Below are 20,633 nucleotides of genomic sequence, written 5' to 3' on the forward strand. Positions count from 1 at the left end.
GTTGCCCGGTTGACTCAGCGGCGGATCAGCCTGCGGGCCGTCGCCGCCGCGACCGCCGACGTACGGGAGTCCACGCCCAGCTTCGCGTAGATGTGCACCAGGTGGGACTTGACCGTCGCCTGGCTCAGGAACAGCTCCTTGCTGATCTGGAGGTTCGACAGGCCCTCCCCGACCAGTTGCAGCACCTCCAGCTCCCGCCGCGTCAGCGCCTCGGCGGGTGTGCGCATCCGGACCATCAGCCGGTGCGCCACCGAAGGGGCGAGCGCGGAGCGGCCGGCCGCCGCCGTGCGCACGGCGGCCGCCAGCTCCTGCGGTGGCGCGTCCTTCAGCAGGTAACCGCTCGCCCCCGCCTCGACCGCCGCCAGGATGTCCGCGTCGGAGTCGTACGTGGTGAGGATCAGGACCCGGGGGCCCTCGGGGACGGCGGTGATCGCCGCCGTGGCCTCCGAGCCGTGCATCCCCGGGCCCGGGCCGAACTGGAGGTCCATCAGGACGACGTCGAAGCCGCCCGCCGCCGCCAGCGCCACGGCCTCCTCGGCGGTGGCCGCCTCGCCCGCGACCCGGAAGTCGGGCTCGGTGTCCAGGACCGCGCGCAGCCCCGCCCGTACGACGGGGTGGTCGTCGGCGAGCAGCAGCCGGATGGCGTTCTCCTCGCTCATGCGGCGCGCTCCTGGGCCGGGGCCGCCACCGGCAGCGTGACCGCCAGCGCCGTGCCCTGGCCCGGCGCCGACTCCACGCTCAGCGTGCCGCCCAGCGTGGCCGCCCTCGACCGCATCGCGGGCAGCCCGAAACCGCCGTCGCCGCGCTCGTCCACCGGCGCCGCCGACGGGTCGAAGCCCCGGCCGTCGTCCACCACGTCCAGCGCCACGGAGGTGTCCATGAAGCTCAGCGTGATCTCCGCCCGGCCCGCCGCCGCGTGGCGCACCGTGTTGGCCAGCGCCGACTGGGCGGTCCGCAGCAGCGCCACCTCGTACGGCGTCGGCAGCTCCACCGGCGTACCACTGACCGCGAACCGTACGGTGAGGTCCGGCCCGGTCGTCCGGGCGCAGAGCCGCTCCAGCGCCGCCGCCAGCGAACCGTGCTCCAGGTCCGGCGGAGCCAGCGCCCGTACGAAGGAACGCGCCTCGGCCAGGTTGGCCTGGGCGGCCTCACGGGCTGCGCGGACGTGCGCGGTGGCCGGGGAGTCCGCGGGCAGTGTGCGCTCGGCCGCGCGCAGCAGGAGCTGGATGCTGGACAGGCCCTGGGCGAGGGTGTCGTGGATCTCCCGGGCGAGGCGTTCGCGCTCGGCGAGGGTGCCCGCCGTACGTTCCGCCTCGGCCAGCTCCGCCCGGGTGGCGACCAGCTCCACGATCAGCTCCCGGCGCCGCTCGCTCTCCCGGAACAGCGCGTCGTACCCGAGGACCGTGGCGATGGCGACGGCCGCACCGATCAGCGGGCCGATGAACGCGCCCGGGGCGATCTCCTGCCGGTGCACGACGAAGCTGGTGATCGCGGCCCCGGCGGTGACGACGACGGCGGGCACGCCCCAGCGGGTGGGGAGCAGGTGCAGCTGGAGGAAGTAGAGCGGGAAGGCCACCCACAGGGCGTCGGGGGAGAGGACGAGCAGCGCCAGCCAGAGGGCGCAGAGCACGGCCAGCCAGGTGGCGGCGGCCTTTGTGCGGGGGCGCACGGAGGCGGCGAGCGCCACCGTTTCTGCGCGCGCCCGCGCCTGGCCGTCCTGCGGCGCGGAGGTCGCGCGGGCCGCGGTTCCCGCGCGCGCCCGCGCATGGCCTGCTTGCTGTACGGAGGTGATGCCCGCCCCCGCTCCTGCGACCGTCGGCGTCCCCGCCAGCGCCCCCGCCCCGTACACCCCCGCCGTCACCAGCGTCAGCGCCACCACCGCCCCCGCGTGCGGCGCGCCCTCGCCCACCGCGCGGACCGCCACCAGCGCCAGCAGGCCCAGCAGCAGCGCGTGCAGGCAGAGCCGCAGGGCAGCGGTGACGTGGGTGTGCGAACGCGAATCCATGGTTCGTCCAGCGTAGCGGCGGGCCCCGCGGCGGCGGTCAATCGAAAGGTTGATCTGCCGACCGTCCCCCGCGCGATGTTTCCCCGCCCCCGGACCACCGACGATGGAGCCATGTTCGTCGCATGGAGAGACCTCCGGTTCGCCAAGGGCCGGTTCGCGCTCATGGGGTCGGTCGTGGTCCTGATCACGCTGCTCGTGGGCCTGCTGTCCGGCCTGACGGCCGGCCTGGCCCGGGAGAACGTCTCGGCCGTCACCGGTCTGGACGCCGACCACCTCGCGTTCGCCGCCCCGCGCGGGGACCAGTCGGTCTCCTTCACCGACTCGACCGTCCGCGAGGACGACTGGCGGGCCTGGGCCGACCGCCCCGGCGTCGAGGCCGCCCAGCCGCTGGGCATCCGGACTCTGAACGCCACCGCCCCCGGTGACCGTACGGCCGCGGTGTCGGCCTTCGGTGTCGAACCGGACGGGACGCTCGCACCCGAGGGCATCGCCTCCGGCCGCGTCGTGCTCTCCGAGAAGGCCGCCGAGGAGCTCGGCGCCGCCCCCGGCGACAAGATCGCGCTCGGCCGGGCGGAGCGCGAGGTCGCCGCCGTGGCGGGAGACGCCTCGTACAGCCATACGCCCGTCGTCTGGACCACCCTCGACGACTGGCAGCAGATCGGCCACGACGGCGCGGGCCCCGCCGAACAGGCGACCGTCATCGCCCTGACCACCACCGACGGGGTCGACCTGGCGGCCGGGGACGAGGCGGCGAAGACCCGCACGCTCTCCCTCGACGACTCCCTCTCCGCGATCGGCTCCTACCAGGCGGAGAACGGTTCGCTGCAACTCATGCGCGGCTTTCTCTTCGCCATCTCCGCCCTCGTCATCGGCGCCTTCTTCACCGTCTGGACCATCCAGCGCAGCGGCGACGTCGCCGTACTGAAGGCGCTCGGCGCCTCCACCCCGTACCTCCTGCGCGACGCCCTCGGGCAGGCCGTGGTGATGCTCGTCATCGGTACGGGGCTCGGGACCGCGCTCGCCGCCGGGGCCGGGGTGCTGATCGGCGGGGGGCCGGTGCCGTTCGTGCTGGACGCGGCGACGGTCCTGGTGCCTGCGGTGGTCATGATCGCGCTCGGCGCCCTCGGGGCCGCCCTCTCCATCCGGCGGATCACCGCCGTCGACCCCCTCACCGCACTCGGGAGTGCCCGATGACGCTCACCCTCACCGACGTGACCCTCACCTACCCGGACGGCGAGGGGCGGCTCACCGCCCTGGACCGGGTCTCGCTGGAGGTTCCGGCGGGCACGCTCACCGCCGTCGTCGGGCCGTCCGGTTCCGGCAAGTCCAGCCTGCTGGCCGCCGCCGCGACGCTGGTCACCCCGGACTCCGGGGACGTCGTCGTGGCCGGTACGCCGACGGGCCCGCTCACCCCGGCGGCGCGGGCGGCCCTGCGCCGGGAGCACATCGGGATCGTGTTCCAGCAGCCGAACCTGCTGCCCTCGCTGACGGCCGCCGAACAGCTCCAGGTGATGGCCCACCTCTCGGGCGGGTCGGCCAGGACCGCCCGCCGCCGGGCGCTGGAGCTGCTGGACGCGGTGGGTCTCGCCGACCGCGAGGACCGGCGGCCGCACCAGCTGTCGGGCGGTCAGCGCCAGCGGATCAACATCGCCCGCGCCCTGATGAACGAGCCCGATGTGCTCCTCGTCGACGAGCCGACCAGCGCACTCGACCACGAGCGCGGAGCCGCCGTACTGGACCTGCTGGTCACCCTGACCCGGGAGCGCGCCACCGCCACGGTGCTGGTCACCCACGACCTGGCGCACCTGGACCGGATGGACCGCACGGTGACGATGGACGACGGGCGGCTGACCGTACCGGCGCAGGTCTGAAGCCCCGGGGGTCAGTTCGTCCCGTTGCTCGCCAGCGCGTCCGACAGCTCTCCGGCGACCTGCTGGAGGATCGGCACGATCCGCTCGGTCGCGCTCTCCGTCACCCGGCCCGCCGGACCGGAGATGGAGATGGCGGCCGAGGTGGGGGAGTTGGGGACGGAGACCGCCAGGCAGCGGACCCCGATCTCCTGCTCGTTGTCGTCCACCGCGTACCCCGCCCGGCGCACCTGCTCCAGCGCGTCGAGGAAGCCCTCGGGCGTGGTGATCGTCTTCTCGGTCGCGGCAGGCATGCCGGTACGGGCGAGCAGCGCGCGGACCTCGTCGGCCGGGGTGTCGGCCAGAAGCGCCTTGCCCACCCCGGTGGAGTGCGGGAGGACCCGGCGGCCCACTTCGGTGAACATCCGCATGGAGTGCTTGGACGGCACCTGGGCGACGTACACGATCTCGTCGCCGTCCAGCAGCGCCATGTTCGCCGTCTCGCCGGTCTCCTCCACCAGCCGCTGGAGGTAGGGGCGGGCCCAGGTGCCGAGCAGCCGGGAGGCGGACTCGCCCAGGCGGATCAGGCGGGGGCCCAGCGCATAGCGGCGGTTGGGCTGCTGGCGTACGTAACCGCAGACGACGAGCGTGCGCATCAGCCGGTGGATGGTCGGCAGGGGCAGACCGCTGCTCGCGGACAGCTCGCTCAGCCCGACCTCGCCCCCGGCGTCGGCCATCCGCTCCAGCAGGTCGAAGGCGCGCTCGAGCGACTGCACCCCACCGCTGGCACCGGAGGGCTTGGAGTCGGCTGTGCTGGCGTGGGACGGCGGCACGTCAACGGTCCTTTCGAAGCGGAAGGCAAGGCAGCAGCCTACCGGGCGCTTCCCGATCGGCCCACAGCTGTCGGGTCGGCGTCCGTGCCGGTCAGGGGCTGTTTTGTCCGGGTGGCGACGGTGCGTGGACGGTCGGCGCGGCGGCTCGGCGCTGCCTCTTCTGGCCCATGCTACGTTCCGCACTCCGAAATCTGACTTTTACTTTGTGGAAATCTCCAGTCGGGTCGCCGGGCTGGCCCGTCGCCGCTCCCTGCCGGAAGGTGGGTCTTGACGAGGGCGATTCCCGAGTGAAGACTCCATCGAAGCTTCAACAGTTCGTTGAATTCCTGGAGTGAAGGAGCACAGGTGTCCGGTGTGGACGTGAACCTGGTACTGCGCTCGACGCGCGTCGTCACCCCCGACGGCACCCGCCCCGCGACGGTCGCCGTCGCGGGCGGCACCATCGACGCGGTCCTGCCGTACGACACCGAAGTGCCCGCGGGCGCCCGGCTGGAGGACTTCGGCGACGACGTCCTGCTCCCCGGGCTGGTCGACACCCACGTCCATGTGAACGACCCCGGCCGCACCGAGTGGGAGGGCTTCTGGACGGCCACCCGCGCCGCGGCGGCCGGCGGCATCACCACGCTCCTGGACATGCCGCTCAACTCCCTCCCGCCGACCACCACCGTCGGGAACCTGCGGATCAAGCAGCAGGTCGCCGCCCCCAAGGCGCACGTCGACACGGGCTTCTGGGGCGGGGCACTCCCCTCCAACGTGAAGGACCTGCGCCCGCTGTACGAGGCCGGGGTCTTCGGCTTCAAGTGCTTCCTGTCGCCCTCCGGGGTGGAGGAGTTCCCCGAGCTGGACCAGGAGCAGCTGGCCCGCTCCATGGCGGAGATCGCCGGATTCGGCGGACTGCTCATCGTCCACGCCGAGGACCCGCACCACCTCGCCGATGCCCCCCAGCGCCCCGGTCCCGCCTACGCCGACTTCCTCGCCTCCCGCCCGCGCGACGCCGAGAACACCGCGATCGAGGGGCTCATCGCCCACGCCAAGCGGCTCAACGCCCGGGTCCACGTTCTGCACCTCTCCTCCAGCGACGCGCTGCCGCTGATCGCCGCCGCAAAGCGGGAGGGCGTCCGTGTCACCGTCGAGTCCTGTCCGCACTTCCTCACCCTCACCGCCGAGGAGGTCCCGGACGGGGCCACCGAGTTCAAGTGCTGCCCGCCCATCCGCGAGGCGGCCAACCAGGACGCCCTGTGGGCCGGGCTCGCCGACGGCACGATCGACTGCATCGTCTCCGACCACTCGCCCTGCACCACCGACCTCAAGACCCCGGACTTCGCCTCCGCCTGGGGCGGCATCTCCTCCCTCCAGCTCGGCCTGCCCGCCATCTGGACCGAGGCCCGCAGGCGCGGCCACTCCCTGGACGACGTCGCCCGCTGGATGTCCGCCGCCCCCGCCTCCCTCGCCGGGCTGACCCGCAAGGGCGCCATCGAGGCCGGACGCGACGCCGACTTCGCGGTCCTCGCCCCCGAGGCGACCTTCACCGTCGACCCCGCCGAGCTGTTCCACCGCAACCAGGTCACCGCCTACGCCGGGAAGACGCTGCACGGCGTGGTCCGCTCCAGCTGGCTGCGCGGGGTGCGCATCGCGTCCGACGGCGTCCTGGCCGAGCCCACCGGCCGCCTCCTGGAACGAGACCACTGACCGCGTCCCTCGCCCGCCCTGGTACGCGACCACCGACCGCCCCCGAAAGGAACCCCCGACCATGACGGACGCCGCGATACCGCGCTTCACCGGCGACGCCAGCCCGTACGCGGGCGGCGACCCGTACGCCGACCACCGCACCGCCGACTTCCCCTTCACCCACCTCGTCGACCTGGCCGACCGGCGCCTGGGAGCCGGGGTCATCGCCGCCAACGACGAGTTCTTCGCCGAGCGCGAGAACCTGCTGAAGCCCGGGCCGGCCGTCTTCGACCCGGAGCACTTCGGCCACAAGGGCAAGATCATGGACGGCTGGGAGACCCGCCGCCGACGCGGGGTGAGCGCCGCCGAGCCGCACCCCACCCCCGACGACCACGACTGGGCCCTCGTCCGCCTCGGCGCCCCCGGTGTCATCCGGGGCATCGTCCTGGACACCGCCCACTTCCGGGGCAACTACCCGCAGGCCGTCTCCGTCGAGGCGGTCTCGCTGCCCGGTTCGCCGTCCCCCGACGACCTCCTCGCCCCCGATGTGAAGTGGACGACCCTCGTCCCGCGCACCCCGGTCGGCGGCCACGCGGCCAACGGCTTCGCCGTCGACGCCGAGCAGCGCTTCACCCATCTGCGGATCAACCAGCACCCGGACGGCGGGATCGCCCGGCTGCGCGTGTACGGAGAGGTCGCCCCGGACCCCGCCTGGCTCACGGCCCTCGGTACGTTCGACCTCGCCGCGCTGGAGAACGGCGGCCAGGTCGAGGACGCCTCCGACCGCTTCTACTCCCCGGCCACCAACACCATCCAGCCCGGCCGCTCCCGCAAGATGGACGACGGCTGGGAGACCCGCCGCCGGCGCGACCGGGGCAACGACTGGATCCGCTACCGCCTGGCCGCGCAGTCCGAGATCCGGGCCGTCGAGATCGACACCGCCTATCTCAAGGGCAACTCGGCAGGCTGGGCGAGCCTTTCGGTCCGGGACGGGGAGGACGGCGACTGGTCGGAGGTCCTGCCCCGGACCCGGCTCCAGCCCGACACCAACCACCGCTTCGTCCTGGACGGGCCGGTGCGCGCCACCCACGTACGGATCGACATCTTCCCGGACGGCGGGATCTCGCGGCTCCGGCTGTACGGGTCCCTCACCGACGAGGGCGCCGCAGGGCTGGCGGCCCGTCACCGGGAGCTGGGCGGCTGACCGCACGTGAACAGACCGGCGCCACCGCGATCGCAGGGGGATCGCGGTGGCGCGCGGACCGTCCCTCAGAACTCCTCGTGCGTGTCCGGGTCCCCGCCGAACCGCCGCTGCCGCCCCGACGCGATCGTGGTCAGCTCCTGGGCCGTCAGCTCGAACCCGAACAGGTCCAGGTTCTCCCGCTGCCGCCCCGGGTCCGCCGACTTCGGGATCGGCACCGCACCGACCTGCGTGTGCCAGCGGAGCACCACCTGACCCGGCGTCACCCCGTGATCCTCGGCGATGGCCACCGTCGAGGGGTCCTCCAGCACCTCACGGCCCCGGGCCAGCGGGCTCCAGGCCTCCGTGACGATGCCCTTCGCCGCGTGCACCGCCCGCAGCTCCTCCTGGGGGAGCAGCGGGTGCATCTCGATCTGGTTCACCGACGGCAGCACGCCCGTCTCCCGCTCCAGCCGCTCCAGATGGGCGGCGGTGAAGTTGGAGACCCCGATGGAGCGGACGAGACCGTCCTCGCGGAGCCTGATCATCGCCTTCCAGGTCTCGACGTACTTGTCGACGTGGGGGAGCGGCCAGTGGATCAGATACAGGTCCACGTACTCGACGCCCAGCCGGGCCCGCGACTCCTCGAACGAGGCCAGCGTCTGCTCGTACCCCTGATGCCTCCCCGGCACCTTCGTGGTCAGGCGGATCTCCTCGCGCGGGACACCGCTGCGGGCGATGCCCCGGCCGGTGCCGGTCTCGTTGCCGTAGTTGAGCGCCGTGTCGATGAGCCGGTAACCGAGCCCGAGGGCTCCCGCGACGGCCTCCTCCGCCTCCGCGTCGTCCAGCGGGTAGGTGCCGAGGCCCACCGCCGGGAGGGTGGTGGAGTCGTTGAGCGTATGAACCGGTACGTCGCCCATGGTCCGTGCTGTCCTTCCGGTAGCCCCCCGGATAGTCCCTCGTCACGTCCTGCCCCGTCCCGGCCAGCGTAGGCGCGCGGCCGGGACGGGGCAGCTCGGAGTCATCGCGGCGGCAGCGGGGCTCAGGCCGCGTGGCCGCCGTCCACGACGACCTCGGTGCCGGTGATGAAGCCCGCCTCCGCGCTCGCCAGGTACGCCACCAGGGACGCCACCTCGTCCGCCGTACCGAAGCGGCCCAGCGCCGTGGCCGTCCGCTGCCCCTCGGCGAACGGCCCGCCAGCCGGGTTGAGGTCGGTGTCCACCGGGCCCGGCTGGACCAGGTTCACCGTGATGCCGCGCGGCCCCAGCTCCCGGGCCAGCGGCTTGGTCAGCCCGGCGAGAGACGACTTGCTCATCCCGTAGAGCGTCGATCCGGGCCCGCCCGCGTACCGGCTCAGCGCGGTGCCGACCGAGATGATGCGCCCGCCGTCGGCCAGCCGGTCCGCAGCCGCCCGGCAGGCGAGGAAGACCGCCCGCACGTTCACCGCCAGGACCCGGTCGACCTCGCCGTCGGGCAGCTCCGCTATCGGGCCGAGGACGCCGATGCCCGCGTTGTTGACGAGGACGTCGAGTCGGCCGAGCGCGTCCGCCGCGCGGTGCACGGCCTCGGCGGCGGCCCCGGCGTCCGCCGCGTCGCAGCGCAGGGCGACCCCGCGCCTCCCCGCCCCCTCGATCTTCGCGACGACCGCGTGGGCCGCCTCCTCGTCGCGTACGTAGGTGATGGCGACGTCCGCCCCGTCCTCGGCGAGCCGCAGGGCGGTGGCCGCGCCGATGCCGCGACTGCCTCCGGTGACCAGGGCGGACCGGGGTGCGGAGGGGGTGATGGTGGTGGACATGGCGGATTCCTTGCCGTCGGGGAGCGCCGCCGATCCGGCGACAGGAACCAGCAAAGTCGCCGGGAGGACTGGACACCGGCGGCAATCGGACGGGCACCGCTTGCGAGCGGCGCGGCAGCCACCGCCTCCGGCCGAACTCCGTACACCGTCGGCAGCCACCCCTCGACCGAAGCCACTGCACCTCCGGCAGCCACTCTTCCCAGCCGAAGCCGCTACACCTCCGGCAGCCACCCCTCCCGGCCGAAGCCGCTACACCGCAGGCAGCCGCGCGCTCTCCGTCGCCGCCGACCGCAGCCGCCCCAGGATCGCCCGCGCCGCCTTTTCGTACCCGAGGCTGTTGTTCTGGAGCACCGACTCCGCGTTGGCCAGCTCCAGGAAGGCGATCACCTCGAAGGCCAGCTGCCGTACGTCGGTGTCCCCGGCCAGCTCGCCCGCCGCCCGCGCCTCCTCGATCGTCTGTTCCACGAAGGTGACCCAGCCGGTCTGAGCGGCGGCCAGCGCGTCGTGCACCTTGCCGCCCCGGGCGTCGAACTCGGCGGTGGCCGCGTAGAAGAAGCAGCCGCCCCGGAAGACCCGCTCCCGGGAGTAGGTGATCCACGCCTCGCACATCCGCCAGACCCGGCCGACCCCCGGCGGGACCGAGCGGGCCGGGCGCAGTACGTGGTCGACGTAGACCGCGACCGCGGCGCGCACGGTGGCGAGCTGTAGCTCCTCCTTCGACCCGAAGAGGGCGAACACCCCGCTCTTGCTGAGCTTCAGCTCGGTCGCCAGCCGCCCCAGGGAGAGGCCCTCCAGCCCTTCCACCGAGGCGATCTGCACCGCACGCCCCAGGATCAGCTGCCGCGTCTGGTTGCCCCGCTCGACCCGCCCGTCCAGCCGTACTGCCGCCATGTGACCACTCCGTACCTCAGAGTTATCGAGGCGTCATTCTAGGGACGGCCGGAGGCGCCGCCGGACCACCCGGTGCCCGGCCCGCCGGCCCGTTCACCGGCGCGTCCGCCCCTGACCACGGGCGATACCTGCCGACGATCCGGGCAGGATCCGACCGGTGAGACAGGTGTTCCTTTCCGCCGCGCCCGACGGGTAGCGTGATCGTTTCCGTGTGTGAGCCGGTGAGGTCTCCACCTTCTGTCCCGCTGTGGAGAACCCGGTGAGGTCTCCGCGGCCTGTCCCGCCGTGGAGAACCAGGAGCACCAGGTGTCCGCCGCCGTCGCGCCAGCGCCCGCCCTCGCACCACCCCGCAGAGCCTGGCTCACCGACCTTCCCGTCCTCGCGGTCGCCGTCGTCTGGGGCGCCAGCTACCTCGCCGCCAAGGGCATCACCACCACCCACACCGTCATCGCCGTCCTCGTCCTGCGCTTCGCGATCGTGCTGCCCGTGCTGGTGGCCACGGGGTGGCGCAAGCTGCGGGCGCTGAGCGGCGCGCAGTGGCGGGGGGCCGGGCTGCTGGGCCTGGTGCTGAGCGGGATCTTCCTGCTGGAGACGTACGGGGTGGTCCACACCTCGGCCACCAACGCGGGGCTGATCATCAGCCTCACCATGATCTTCACGCCGCTCGCCGAGGCGGCCGTCACCCGGGTCCGGCCCCCGGCGCCCTTCGTCGCGGCAGCCGGGCTCTCCGTCGCCGGGGTGATCCTCCTGACCCAGGGCGGCGGCTTCACCAGCCCCTCGGGCGGGGACCTGCTGATGCTGCTCGCCGCCCTCTCCCGTACCGTCCACGTCCTGGCCATGGCCCGGATCAAGGCGGTCCGGACGGCCGACTCGCTCTCCCTGACCACCGTCCAGCTCGGCAGCGCGGTCGCCGTCTTCGCCGTCCTCGCCGCGCTCCCGGGGACGGGCGCCTCACCGTGGAGCGCGGCGGCGGACTTCGGCCCCCGGGAGTGGGCGGGTCTGGTCTTCCTCTCGGTGTTCTGCACGCTGTTCGCGTTCTTCGTACAGATGTGGGCCGTACGCCGCACCTCGCCGTCCCGGGTCAGCCTGCTGCTCGGTACGGAACCGCTGTGGGCCGCCGCCGTCGGCATCAGCCTCGGCGGCGAACGGCTCGGCGTCCTCGGGGTGGCCGGGGCCGTCCTGGTCCTGGCGGGCACCGCGTGGGGGCGCCGCAGCGTGCAACGGGCGGCGGACTGAGGGGCCGCATCTACTTCTTGTCCTTCTTGCCGGCCGCGTCCTGCCTCTCGCCGACCGCGTCCGGCGCGATCATGATCGCGAAGCCCGTCACGATCAGCACGATGCTGACGAACAGCGCGCGGTCACCGAGGAAGTCGATGTGCTGGGCCAGCGTCCACAGCCGCAACCATCCCGTCCACTCGTAGACCAGACCTCCCACGCCTTGCAGCATGATGATGAACCCGACCGCCTCGATGAATTTCTTCATACGCCGAGCTTCGTGGCCGGCCCGCTCCCGCCGCGTCGGCCACAGGGCCCGGCCGCCGCGCCGAAAGTAGCCGGTCGCACGACTTTGGTCGCTCCCTCGTCCCGCAGACCCCGTCCCGAGCCCCCGGCTGCGTAACTTTGTCGCTATGACGCGCACCGAGCACCCCTGGCTGCTCCCCTCGGCGATGGCCGATGCCGAGCTGCCCGGCGACCGGCCCCGGGCGCGGCGGACCGTACGCGACTGGGTCGTCGACATCGCGGCGTTCCTCTGCGCGGCGTTCATCGGCATGCTCGCCGTCGCCGCGGTCGACGCCGACGACACCACGGCGGACATCGTGGTGTTCATCGACTCGGTGGCGGGCGCGGCCGCCTGCTGCGCGCTCTGGCTGCGCAGGCGCTGGCCCGTCGGGCTGGCCGTGGCCCTGACCGCCGTCGCCGTCGTGGAACCCGTCGCCGTCGGGGCGCTGCTGGTCGCCCTGTTCAGCCTGGCCGTGCACCGCCCCTTCAAGCCCGCGGCGATCGTCGGCGCGGCCGCGCTCGTCACGGTGCCCCTCCAGCCGTGGCTGCGCCCCGACCCCGAGACCGGCTTCCTCGCCTCGGTCGTCTTCGGGGCGCTGCTGATCCTGCTGGTGCTCAGCTGGGGCATGGGCGTACGCGCCCGGCGCCAGCTCGTCCTCACGCTCCGCGAACGGGCCCGCCGCGCCGAGGCCGAGGCGGAACTCCGCGCCGAACAGGCCCAGCGGCTGGCCCGGGAGGCCATCGCCCGCGAGATGCACGACGTCCTGGCCCACCGGCTCACCCTGCTCAGCGTCCACGCCGGGGCACTCGAATTCCGGCCCGACGCCCCCACCGCCGAGATCGCCCGGGCCGCCGGAGTCATCCGGGACAGCGCCCACGAGGCGCTCCAGGACCTACGGGAGATCATCGGCGTGCTGCGCGGCCCCGGGGACACCGGCGAGGGTGAGCGGCCCCAGCCCACCCTCGCCACCCTGGACGGGCTGGTCGACGAGTCCCGCGCGGCGGGCATGAAGGTGACCGTCCACCAGCGCGTCGCCGCCCCAAAGGACGCGCCCGCCGCCACCGGCCGCACGGTGTACCGCATCGCCCAGGAGTGCCTGACCAACGCCCGTAAACACGCACCCGGCACCGAGGTCACCGTCACCGTGACCGGCGGCCCCGGGGACGGCCTCACCATCGAGGTGACGAACCCGGCCCCCACCGAACCTTTCGAACGGGTCCCCGGCTCCGGCCAGGGCCTCATCGGCCTCACCGAACGCGCCACGCTCGCCGGGGGCGGCCTGGAGTACGGCCCCACGGCGGACGGCGGCTTCACGGTCCGGGCCCGGCTGCCGTGGCCTGCGGCGTGAGGCGCGCTCCGGCTGTGGTGGCCGATGGCGTGAGGCGCGCGTCGGCCACCGGTGCCAGCCGGATGAGGCGCGCCCCGGCTGCCGTGGCCGGCCGCATGAGGAACCCGCAGGGCGGCCCGCGTGCCGCCCACTCCCGTACGGCGACCGCCCCGCCGCCCTCCAGGCCCGGCTGGCTACGGTGGCCGTCATGAACACCCCGGCCTCCCCGACCCCTTCCGCCTCTCCCTCCCCGCCCGTCCGGCTGCTCATCGTCGACGACGACCCGCTCGTGCGGGCCGGGCTCGCCCTGATGCTCGGCGGGGCCGACGACATCGACATCGTGGGGGAGGGCGCGGACGGCAGCGAGGTCGCCGCCCTGGTCGAACGGCTGCGCCCCGACGTCGTCCTGATGGACATCCGGATGCCCGGCATGGACGGACTCACCGCGACCGAGGAGCTGCGCCGCCGCCCCGATGCGCCCGAAGTCGTCGTCCTCACCACCTTCCACGCCGACGAACAGGTGCTGCGGGCCATCCGCGCCGGGGCTGCGGGATTCGTCCTGAAAGACACCCCGCCCGCCCGGATCGTCGAATCGGTCCGACGGGTCGCCGCCGGGGACCCGGTGCTCTCACCCGCCGTCACCCGCCAGCTCATGGCCCGTGCGGCGGGAGGTGCGCAGGACGACCGCACCAGCCGGACCGAGCGGGCCCGCAGGCGGTTCGGGGAGCTGGCGGAGCGGGAGAGGGAGGTGGCGATCGCCGTCGGGCGCGGACACTCCAACGCCGAGATCGCGGGCGAGCTCTACCTCAGCGTCGCCACCGTCAAGACCCAGGTCTCGCGGATTCTCGCCAAACTCGACCTGAACAACCGTGTCCAGATCGCCCTGTTGGTCCACGATGCCGGGCTCCTCGACACGGACGGGGAGGAGGGCGGCGGCCTAGGGTGAGTGGTCCGGACCGGAAGAGGGGCTGACCACGATGGCTGTGCTCGATCTGCGGGATCTGCCGGATTTCACGGCGAACCCCTATCCGTACTACGCCAAGCTGCGCGCCGAGGGGCCGGTGCACGCGGTGCGCACCGAGCACATGGAGCGCGTCTGGCTGGTCGTCGGATACGAGGAGGCCCGCTGGGTCCTCGCCGACCAGCGGTTCGGCAAGGACTGGCGGACCACCGGGCGCTGGGCCGCCGAGGTGAACCCGATCAGCGACAACATGCTGGAGCTGGACGCCCCGCGCCACACCCGGCTGCGCAGGCTCGTCGTCCGCGAGTTCACCGCCCGCCGCATCGAGGCGCTGCGCCCCCGGGTCTCCGAGATCACCACCGAGCTCCTCGACGCGATGGTCCCGGCCGGTTCCGCCGATCTCGTCGACGCGCTGGCCTTCCCGCTCCCGATGACCGTCATCTGCGAACTGCTCGGCGTGCCCGACATCGACCGGGACACCTTCCGTACGCTGTCGAACGGCATCGTCACCCCCACCCCGGCCCAGCGGGAGGCCGACCCGGTCGGCGCGATGAGCGCCTACCTGGTCCAACTCATCGAGGACAAACGGAGTTCGCCGGGCGAGGACCTGCTGAGCGCGCTGATCAGAAGCCGCGACGAGGGCGGCGACGGGCTCTCCGCCGACGAACTGGTCGGCATGGCCTTCCTGTTGCTCGTCGCCGGACACGAGACCACCGTCAACCTGATCTCCAACGGTGTGCGCGCCCTCCTCGACCACCCGGACCAACTCGCCCTGCTGCGCGCCGATCCCGGGCTCCTCGACGGGGCGGTGGAGGAGATGCTGCGGTACGACGGCCCGGTGGAGACCGCCACCCTCCGCTTCACCCGCGAGGAGGTGATGATCGGCTCCACCGTGATCCCCGACGACGAGCCGGTGCTCGTGGCTCTCGCCTCGGGCGGCCGGGACCCGGAGCGGTTCGCGGACCCGGACGCCTTCGACATCCGCCGCGCACCCCAGGGGCATCTGGCTTTCGGCCACGGGGCGCACTACTGCCTGGGCGCCCCGCTCGCCCGCATGGAGGCGCGCATCGCGATCGGCGCGCTGCTGGAGCGCTGCCCGGACCTGGCCCGCGACCCGGCGGGCGGCGAGCCGGAGTGGCTGCCCGGCCTGCTGATGCGCGGGGTGCGGCGGCTGCCGGTGCGCTGGTGAGGCCGCTGTCCCGACGCGGCCTGCTTCGACATCACCAGGAGGCCCGGAGCCATGGGGCCGGTGGCCGTTGACCGGTAACGGGCTCTCGGTGGCCTGGTGAAGGGCCCCGGCCTCACCCGCCCGGGATCTCCTCCATCGCCACCGGGCGGCGTTCGCGGCGCGAGACCTCGCAGGCCTCGGCGATCCGCAGCGCGTGCAGGGCCTCGCGCCCGTCGCACGGGTTGGCCAGCTCACCCCGGGCGACCCGGAGGAAGGCGTCCAGCTCCGCCTCATACGCCGGGGCGAACCGCTCCAGGAACCCCGGCCACGGCTTCGGCGGAGCGCCCGGGCCCTCCGGTTCGGCCGAGGTCAGCGGCGTACGGTCGTCCACGCCGACGGCGATCTGGTCCAGCTCGCCGGCCAGCTCCATGCGGACGTCGTACCCGGCGCCGTTGCAACGGGTCGCGGTGGCGGTGGCCAGCGTGCCGTCGTCCAGGGTGAGCAGGGCGGCGGCCGTGTCCACGTCGCCCGCCTCGCGGAACATCGCGGGCCCGGCGTCCGACCCGGTGGCGTACACCTCGCCGACCTCGCGGCCCGTCACCCACCGCAGGATGTCGAAGTCGTGGACCAGGCAGTCCCGGTACAGCCCGCCGGAGAGCGGGAGGTAGTCGGCGGGCGGGGGAGCGGGGTCGGAGGTGACGGCCCGTACGGTGTGCAGCCGCCCGAGCCTCCCCTCCCGTACCGCCGCCCTCGCCTCGGCGTACCCGGCGTCGAAGCGGCGCATGAACCCCAGCTGGAGGATGCTGCCCGCCGCCTCGACCTCCGCGAGGGCACCGAGCGTGCCGGGCAGGTCCAGGGCGATCGGCTTCTCGCAGAACGCGGGCAGCCCGGCCCGGGCGGCGCGGGCGATGAGCGGGGCGTGGGCGGCGGTCGCCGAACAGATCACCAGCGCGTCGGGGAGGTCCCGGCCCTCGCCGGTGAACATCGCGTCCACCGGGACGGCCGAGGCCCCGGTGCGGGTGGCCGCCACGGCGGCGCGCTCCGGATCCGCGTCCGCCACCAGCAGGGAGTCCACGGCGGGATGACGGCTCAGCACCTCCGCATGGAAAGTGCCGATACGTCCCGTTCCGATGAGTCCGATGCGCATGGCCCCAAGGTGGCCTTCGCCCGGTCATCATGTCAAGCGTTTGTCCTGACAAATGAACCGGCACCCGCGGTGACCATGGCTTTGTCCGGACAATCGAACTAGGCTCGCCCCCGTGACCGCACAAGGAGCCGATCAGCCGCTGCCGCTGAGCGTGGACCGCACCAGCCCGGTGCCGCTCTACTTCCAGCTGGCGCAGCAACTGGAGGCCGCCGTCGAACAGGGCCGGCTGGCCCCCGGCACCCTGCTCGGCAACGAGATCGACCTCGCCCACCGCCTCGGCCTCTCCCGCCCCACCGTCCGCCAGGCCATCCAGTCGCTCGTCGACAAGGGGCTGATGGTGCGCCGCCGGGGCGTCGGCACCCAGGTCGTGCACAGCCAGGTCCGCCGCCCGCTGGAGCTCAGCTCGCTCTACGACGACCTGGAGGCGGCCGGCCAGCGCCCCGCGACCAAGGTCCTGCGCACCACCATGGAACCGGCCACCGCCGAGATCGCCGCCGCGCTGGGGGTCGCCGAGGGCACCGAGGTCCACCTGGTCGAGAGGCTGCGCTACGCCCATGACGAGCCGATGGCCCTCCTGCGCAACCACCTGCCCCCGGAGCTGCTCGCCCTCCCGGCGCAGGAGCTGGAGTCCACCGGGCTCTACCGGATGATGCGAGCCTCGGGCATCACGCTGCACAGCGCCCGCCAGTCCGTCGGCGCCCGCGCCGCCACGGCGGGGGAGGCCCGGGCCCTGGACGAGGAGCCGGGCGCGCCTCTGCTCACGATGGAGCGCACTACGTACGACGCGACGGGCCGCGCGGTGGAGTTCGGCTCCCACGTCTACCGCGCGTCGCGCTACGCGTTCGAGTTCCAACTCCTGATCCGCGCCTGAGCCCCCCCAGCCGGCCCGGGCGCCCACATGCAGCCTGTCCGGCGTTGCCCCGTCCTGTGCGGCCGCTCAATCCACCTGTTCGACGTCGATCCATCGTGCGCGGGTGCCCACATGCAGCCCGTCCGCGTTTGAGGACGGAACCCTTGCGTGGGTGGGCCCGCAGGCAGAGGATGCCTGAGGCACGGGCCCCTCATGGGCGACCGGTCCCCACACCGACGGTTCCGTCCTCAAACGCCGGACGGGCTGGGAAGGGGCACCCCGACCGGGCTGGGGGTGGCACCCCCGCCAGGCTGGGGGCGGCACCCCCAACAGTCTGGAAGGCGCCCCCCGGGCGGAAGCGCGCACGGCTCGGGGATACTGGGCAGCCGGCCCGGGGCCCCGTACACTCCCCGGCCCGGTCAAGCGCACAGCGAGCAGCAGCAGAAGGGCACGGGCGTCGTGGCAAGGGTTCGAACAGGGGTACGCGCACTGGGCGCCGTCCTGGCAGTGGCGCTGGCAGCCGCAGGATGCAGCAGCACCGGCGGCAAGCGGGCGGAAGAGCGCGCGGCCGAGGCCGCCGAGGGCCGGGCCGCGGTGAACACGCCCCGCTGGACCTTCGCCATGGTCACCCACTCGGGCGACGGCGACACCTTCTGGGACATCGTCCAGAAGGGCGCCGAACAGGCGGCCGTCAAGGACAACATCAACTTCCTCTACTCGCACGACGACGAGGCCAACCAGCAGGCCCAGCTCGTCCAGACCGCGATCGACAAGAAGGTCGACGGGCTGATCGTCTCGCTGGCCAAGCCCGACGCCATGAAGGCCGTGATCGCCAAGGCCGTCAAGGCGGGCATCCCGGTCGTCACGGTGAACTCCGGCTCCGCGGAGTCCAAGGAGTTCGGCGCCCTGACCCACATCGGCCAGGACGAGTCGATCGCCGGTGAGGCCGTCGGCGACGAGCTGAACAAGAGGGACCGCAAGAAGGTCCTCTGCGTCCTGCACGAGCAGGGAAACGTGGGCCACGAGCAGCGCTGCGCCGGGGCCAAGAAGACCTTCGACGGCACCATGCAGAACCTGTACGTCGACGGCACCAACATGCCCGACGTCACCGCGTCCATCGAGGCCAAGCTCCAGTCCGACAAGAGCATCGACGCGGTCGTCACCCTCGGCGCCCCCTTCGCCGACGCCGCCGTCCAGGCCAAGCAGACGGCGGGCAGCAAGGCCGAGATCGACACCTTCGACCTCAACGCCAAGGTCGCCACCGGCCTCCAGACCGACAAGCTCGGCTTCGCCGTCGACCAGCAGCCCTACCTCCAGGGGTACCAGGCCGTGGACCTGCTCTGGCTCTACCGCTACAACCGCAACGTGCTCGGCGGCGGCCTCCCCGTCCTCACCGGCCCGCAGATCATCACCAAGGACGACGCGGACGCCCTGGCCGACTACACCAAGCGGGGCACCCGATGAGCGGCTCCACCGCCGCGCCCGACCAACTCGACGAGCGGCTGGTCCGCACCTCGCCCCTGCGTAAGCTGCTCGGCCGCCCCGAGCTCGGCTCGGTCGTCGGCGCGGCAGCCGTCTTCCTCTTCTTCGCGATCGTCGCCGACAGCTTCCTCCGGGCCTCCAGCTTCGGGACCGTCCTGTACGCGGCCTCCGTCCTCGGCATCATGGCCGCCCCGGTCGCGCTGCTGATGATCGGCGGCGAGTTCGACCTCTCCGCCGGTGTCCTGGTGACCAGCTCCGCGCTGATCTCATCGATGTTCAGCTACCAGATGACGGCCAACGTCTGGGTCGGCGTCTTCGTGTCGCTGCTGGTCACGCTCGCCATCGGGGCGTTCAACGGGTTCATGTTGACCCGCACCAAACTGCCGAGCTTCATCATCACGCTCGGTACGTTCCTGATGCTCACCGGTCTGAACCTCGGCTTCACCAAGCTGATCAGCGGCACGGTCTCCACCAAGGCCATCGGGGACATGGAGGGCTTCGAGTCCGCCCGCGCCCTGTTCGCCTCGACGCTCACCCTCGGCGGCGTCGAGTTCAAGGTGACGATCCTGTGGTGGGTGGCGCTCGTCGCCCTCGCCACCTGGATCCTGCTCCGTACCCGCTTCGGCAACTGGATCTTCGCCGTCGGCGGCGAGGCCGACGCCGCCCGCGCGGTAGGCGTCCCCGTCATCCGTACCAAGATCGGGCTCTACCTGGGCGTCGCCTTCGCCGCCTGGATCTCCGGCCAGCACCTGCTCTTCAGCTACGACGTCGTCCAGTCCGGCGAGGGCGTCGGCAACGAGCTGACGTACATCATCGCGGCCGTCATCGGCGGCTGCCTGATCACCGGCGGCTACGGCTCCGCGATCGGCTCGGCGGTCGGTGCCTTCATCTTCGGCATGACCAGCAAGGGCATCGTGTACGCCGAGTGGAACCCGGACTGGTTCAAATTCTTCCTGGGAGCGATGCTGCTCCTGGCCACCCTGCTCAACGCGTGGGTGCGCAAGCGCGCGGAGGCGACAACATGACGGCCACGTCCGAGAAGAGCGCGGGCCCCCTGGTCGAGCTGGACGACGTATCGAAGTTCTACGGCAACATCAAGGCCCTGGAACATGTCTCGCTGGAGGTCCACGCGGGCGAGATCACCTGCGTCCTCGGCGACAACGGCGCCGGCAAGTCCACCCTCATCAAGATCATCGCCGGGCTGCACCGGCACGACGCGGGCCGCTTCCTGATCGACGGCGAGGAGACCACCCTCGCCAACCCGCGCGACGCCCTGGACCGCGGCATCGCCACCGTCTACCAGGACCTCGCCGTCGTCCCGCTGATGCCGGTCTGGCGGAACTTCTTCCTCGGCTCCGAACCGACCATCGGCGTGGGCCCCTTCAAGCGCCTCGACGTCCGCAGGATGCGCGAGACGACCCGTACGGAACTCCTCCGAATGGGCATCGACCTGCGCGACGTCGACCAGCCCATCGGCACCCTCTCCGGCGGCGAGCGCCAGTGCGTGGCGATCGCCCGCGCCGTCTACTTCGGCGCCAAGGTCCTCGTCCTCGACGAGCCGACCGCCGCGCTCGGCGTCAAGCAGTCCGGGGTCGTCCTCAAGTACGTCGCGGCCGCCCGCGACGCCGGGCTCGGCGTGGTCCTCATCACGCACAACCCGCACCACGCCCACCTCGTCGGCGACCGGTTCATCCTGCTCAAGCGCGGCGCGATGTCCGGCAGCCACACCAAGGACGACATCACGCTGGACGAACTCACCCGTCAGATGGCGGGCGGCAGCGAGCTGGAGGAGCTCAGCCACGAGCTGGAACGCACCCCCACCCCCACCCTCCCGGGCGGCCCCGCAGCGGCCGACGACGCCCCCTGACCGGAGACCCGCCCCGGCGCGGCCCGACCCCGGCCGACGGCCCCCGGGGCCCGGCAGTGGCAGAATCGGGCGCGGCGGGCGCCGTCCGCCGCCGGCCGCGACAGCGGCCCG

At 72.9% G+C, this 20,633-nt stretch carries 20 protein-coding genes; 12 read left to right on the plus strand and 8 right to left on the minus strand.

Going from position 1 to position 20,633, the window contains the following annotated elements; all coding sequences use genetic code 11:
- Positions 1–14 precede the first annotated feature (14 nt).
- Both GTY67_RS29420 and GTY67_RS29425 read right to left on the minus strand, forming a co-directional pair.
- Positions 15–659 (minus strand): response regulator transcription factor, encoded by a 645-nt coding sequence (locus GTY67_RS29420; RefSeq protein WP_161281014.1) that lies wholly within the window; start codon positions 657–659, stop codon positions 15–17.
- Positions 656–2,005: a sensor histidine kinase gene (locus tag GTY67_RS29425; protein ID WP_161281016.1), complete on the minus strand. Its 1,350-nt coding sequence runs from the start codon at positions 2,003–2,005 to the stop codon at positions 656–658. The genes GTY67_RS29420 and GTY67_RS29425 overlap by 4 nt, the downstream gene beginning before the upstream one ends.
- Positions 2,006–2,116: 111 nt before the next feature.
- Here GTY67_RS29425 and GTY67_RS29430 point away from each other — a divergent pair, with 111 nt between their 5' ends.
- Positions 2,117–3,199 carry an ABC transporter permease gene (locus GTY67_RS29430; RefSeq protein WP_161281018.1) on the plus strand — a complete coding sequence of 361 codons (1,083 nt, stop codon included), beginning with the start codon at positions 2,117–2,119 and terminating at the stop codon, positions 3,197–3,199.
- Positions 3,196–3,876, plus strand: a complete 681-nt coding sequence (locus GTY67_RS29435) for an ABC transporter ATP-binding protein (protein ID WP_161281020.1) — start codon at positions 3,196–3,198, stop codon at positions 3,874–3,876. The genes GTY67_RS29430 and GTY67_RS29435 overlap by 4 nt, the downstream gene beginning before the upstream one ends.
- A gap of 11 nt (positions 3,877–3,887) precedes the next feature.
- On the opposite strand, the gene GTY67_RS29440 is transcribed toward GTY67_RS29435, so the two are convergent.
- Entirely contained in the window at positions 3,888–4,685 is a 798-nt protein-coding gene (locus GTY67_RS29440; protein WP_093686598.1) for an IclR family transcriptional regulator, read from the minus strand.
- Between the two features lie 345 nt (positions 4,686–5,030).
- Here GTY67_RS29440 and allB point away from each other — a divergent pair, with 345 nt between their 5' ends.
- A complete protein-coding gene (allB, locus tag GTY67_RS29445; RefSeq protein ID WP_093686599.1) occupies positions 5,031–6,374 on the plus strand; it encodes an allantoinase AllB in 1,344 nt (447 codons plus the stop codon).
- A gap of 61 nt (positions 6,375–6,435) precedes the next feature.
- A complete protein-coding gene (gene alc / locus GTY67_RS29450) occupies positions 6,436–7,557 on the plus strand; it encodes an allantoicase (RefSeq protein WP_161281021.1) in 1,122 nt (373 codons plus the stop codon).
- Positions 7,558–7,622: 65 nt separating this feature from the next.
- Here the strand turns inward: alc and GTY67_RS29455 are convergent, their stop codons facing one another.
- From GTY67_RS29455 to GTY67_RS29465, 3 genes are all read right to left on the minus strand, one after another.
- The gene (locus GTY67_RS29455; RefSeq protein ID WP_161281023.1) at positions 7,623–8,453 is read right to left on the minus strand and encodes an aldo/keto reductase; all 831 of its coding nucleotides are present in this window, start codon (positions 8,451–8,453) and stop codon (positions 7,623–7,625) included.
- Positions 8,454–8,575: 122 nt separating this feature from the next.
- Positions 8,576–9,328 carry an SDR family oxidoreductase gene (locus GTY67_RS29460; RefSeq protein ID WP_161281025.1) on the minus strand — a complete coding sequence of 251 codons (753 nt, stop codon included), beginning with the start codon at positions 9,326–9,328 and terminating at the stop codon, positions 8,576–8,578.
- Positions 9,329–9,577: 249 nt separating this feature from the next.
- Positions 9,578–10,219: a TetR/AcrR family transcriptional regulator gene (locus tag GTY67_RS29465; protein WP_093686603.1), complete on the minus strand. Its 642-nt coding sequence runs from the start codon at positions 10,217–10,219 to the stop codon at positions 9,578–9,580.
- Between the two features lie 306 nt (positions 10,220–10,525).
- Between GTY67_RS29465 and GTY67_RS29470 the strand changes: the two genes are divergently transcribed.
- Positions 10,526–11,455: a DMT family transporter gene (locus GTY67_RS29470; protein ID WP_161281027.1), complete on the plus strand. Its 930-nt coding sequence runs from the start codon at positions 10,526–10,528 to the stop codon at positions 11,453–11,455.
- Positions 11,456–11,465: 10 nt separating this feature from the next.
- Here GTY67_RS29470 and GTY67_RS29475 read toward each other — a convergent pair whose 3' ends face one another.
- Positions 11,466–11,702, minus strand: coding sequence for a hypothetical protein (locus tag GTY67_RS29475; protein WP_161281029.1), 237 nt, complete (start codon positions 11,700–11,702; stop codon positions 11,466–11,468).
- A gap of 145 nt (positions 11,703–11,847) precedes the next feature.
- On the opposite strand from GTY67_RS29475, the gene GTY67_RS29480 reads away from it, so the two are divergent.
- The 3 genes from GTY67_RS29480 to GTY67_RS29490 all read left to right on the plus strand — a co-directional run bounded on the left by GTY67_RS29480 (position 11,848) and on the right by GTY67_RS29490 (position 15,197).
- Entirely contained in the window at positions 11,848–13,068 is a 1,221-nt protein-coding gene (locus GTY67_RS29480) for a histidine kinase (protein ID WP_093686605.1), read from the plus strand.
- 187 nt (positions 13,069–13,255) lie between these two features.
- Positions 13,256–13,993: a response regulator transcription factor gene (locus GTY67_RS29485; protein WP_161281031.1), complete on the plus strand. Its 738-nt coding sequence runs from the start codon at positions 13,256–13,258 to the stop codon at positions 13,991–13,993.
- Between the two features lie 31 nt (positions 13,994–14,024).
- The gene (locus GTY67_RS29490; RefSeq protein ID WP_161281033.1) at positions 14,025–15,197 is read left to right on the plus strand and encodes a cytochrome P450; all 1,173 of its coding nucleotides are present in this window, start codon (positions 14,025–14,027) and stop codon (positions 15,195–15,197) included.
- Positions 15,198–15,309: 112 nt separating this feature from the next.
- Here GTY67_RS29490 and GTY67_RS29495 read toward each other — a convergent pair whose 3' ends face one another.
- Positions 15,310–16,323 carry a Gfo/Idh/MocA family oxidoreductase gene (locus GTY67_RS29495; protein WP_161281035.1) on the minus strand — a complete coding sequence of 338 codons (1,014 nt, stop codon included), beginning with the start codon at positions 16,321–16,323 and terminating at the stop codon, positions 15,310–15,312.
- Between the two features lie 112 nt (positions 16,324–16,435).
- On the opposite strand from GTY67_RS29495, the gene GTY67_RS29500 reads away from it, so the two are divergent.
- The 4 genes from GTY67_RS29500 (at position 16,436) to GTY67_RS29515 (ending at position 20,522) form a co-directional block, all read left to right on the plus strand.
- Positions 16,436–17,194 carry a GntR family transcriptional regulator gene (locus GTY67_RS29500; RefSeq protein ID WP_093686609.1) on the plus strand — a complete coding sequence of 253 codons (759 nt, stop codon included), beginning with the start codon at positions 16,436–16,438 and terminating at the stop codon, positions 17,192–17,194.
- Positions 17,195–17,662: 468 nt separating this feature from the next.
- Positions 17,663–18,637 carry a sugar ABC transporter substrate-binding protein gene (locus tag GTY67_RS29505; RefSeq protein ID WP_093686648.1) on the plus strand — a complete coding sequence of 325 codons (975 nt, stop codon included), beginning with the start codon at positions 17,663–17,665 and terminating at the stop codon, positions 18,635–18,637.
- The gene (locus GTY67_RS29510) at positions 18,634–19,680 is read left to right on the plus strand and encodes an ABC transporter permease (RefSeq protein ID WP_093686610.1); all 1,047 of its coding nucleotides are present in this window, start codon (positions 18,634–18,636) and stop codon (positions 19,678–19,680) included. The genes GTY67_RS29505 and GTY67_RS29510 overlap by 4 nt, the downstream gene beginning before the upstream one ends.
- Positions 19,677–20,522, plus strand: coding sequence for an ATP-binding cassette domain-containing protein (locus tag GTY67_RS29515; RefSeq protein WP_161281037.1), 846 nt, complete (start codon positions 19,677–19,679; stop codon positions 20,520–20,522). Before GTY67_RS29510 ends, GTY67_RS29515 begins: the two co-directional genes overlap by 4 nt.
- The last annotated feature ends 111 nt before the right edge of the window (positions 20,523–20,633 follow it).

Source organism: Streptomyces sp. SID8374 (assembly GCF_009865135.1).
Taxonomy (GTDB): domain Bacteria; phylum Actinomycetota; class Actinomycetes; order Streptomycetales; family Streptomycetaceae; genus Streptomyces.

What these genes read in the sequence shown, in the direction of transcription:
- GTY67_RS29475 (WP_161281029.1), bottom strand. Translation starts at nt 11,702, where the DNA reads ATGAAGAAATTCATCGAGGCGGTCGGGTTCATCATCATGCTGCAAGGC.
- GTY67_RS29485 (WP_161281031.1), top strand. Translation starts at nt 13,256, where the DNA reads ATGAACACCCCGGCCTCCCCGACCCCTTCCGCCTCTCCCTCCCCGCCC.
- GTY67_RS29435 (WP_161281020.1), top strand. Translation starts at nt 3,196, where the DNA reads ATGACGCTCACCCTCACCGACGTGACCCTCACCTACCCGGACGGCGAG.
- GTY67_RS29510 (WP_093686610.1), top strand. Translation starts at nt 18,634, where the DNA reads ATGAGCGGCTCCACCGCCGCGCCCGACCAACTCGACGAGCGGCTGGTC.
- GTY67_RS29425 (WP_161281016.1), bottom strand. Translation starts at nt 2,005, where the DNA reads ATGGATTCGCGTTCGCACACCCACGTCACCGCTGCCCTGCGGCTCTGC.
- GTY67_RS29480 (WP_093686605.1), top strand. Translation starts at nt 11,848, where the DNA reads ATGACGCGCACCGAGCACCCCTGGCTGCTCCCCTCGGCGATGGCCGAT.
- GTY67_RS29460 (WP_161281025.1), bottom strand. Translation starts at nt 9,328, where the DNA reads ATGTCCACCACCATCACCCCCTCCGCACCCCGGTCCGCCCTGGTCACC.
- GTY67_RS29455 (WP_161281023.1), bottom strand. Translation starts at nt 8,453, where the DNA reads ATGGGCGACGTACCGGTTCATACGCTCAACGACTCCACCACCCTCCCG.
- GTY67_RS29495 (WP_161281035.1), bottom strand. Translation starts at nt 16,323, where the DNA reads ATGCGCATCGGACTCATCGGAACGGGACGTATCGGCACTTTCCATGCG.
- GTY67_RS29515 (WP_161281037.1), top strand. Translation starts at nt 19,677, where the DNA reads ATGACGGCCACGTCCGAGAAGAGCGCGGGCCCCCTGGTCGAGCTGGAC.
- GTY67_RS29465 (WP_093686603.1), bottom strand. Translation starts at nt 10,219, where the DNA reads ATGGCGGCAGTACGGCTGGACGGGCGGGTCGAGCGGGGCAACCAGACG.
- alc (WP_161281021.1), top strand. Translation starts at nt 6,436, where the DNA reads ATGACGGACGCCGCGATACCGCGCTTCACCGGCGACGCCAGCCCGTAC.
- GTY67_RS29430 (WP_161281018.1), top strand. Translation starts at nt 2,117, where the DNA reads ATGTTCGTCGCATGGAGAGACCTCCGGTTCGCCAAGGGCCGGTTCGCG.
- GTY67_RS29490 (WP_161281033.1), top strand. Translation starts at nt 14,025, where the DNA reads ATGGCTGTGCTCGATCTGCGGGATCTGCCGGATTTCACGGCGAACCCC.
- GTY67_RS29420 (WP_161281014.1), bottom strand. Translation starts at nt 659, where the DNA reads ATGAGCGAGGAGAACGCCATCCGGCTGCTGCTCGCCGACGACCACCCC.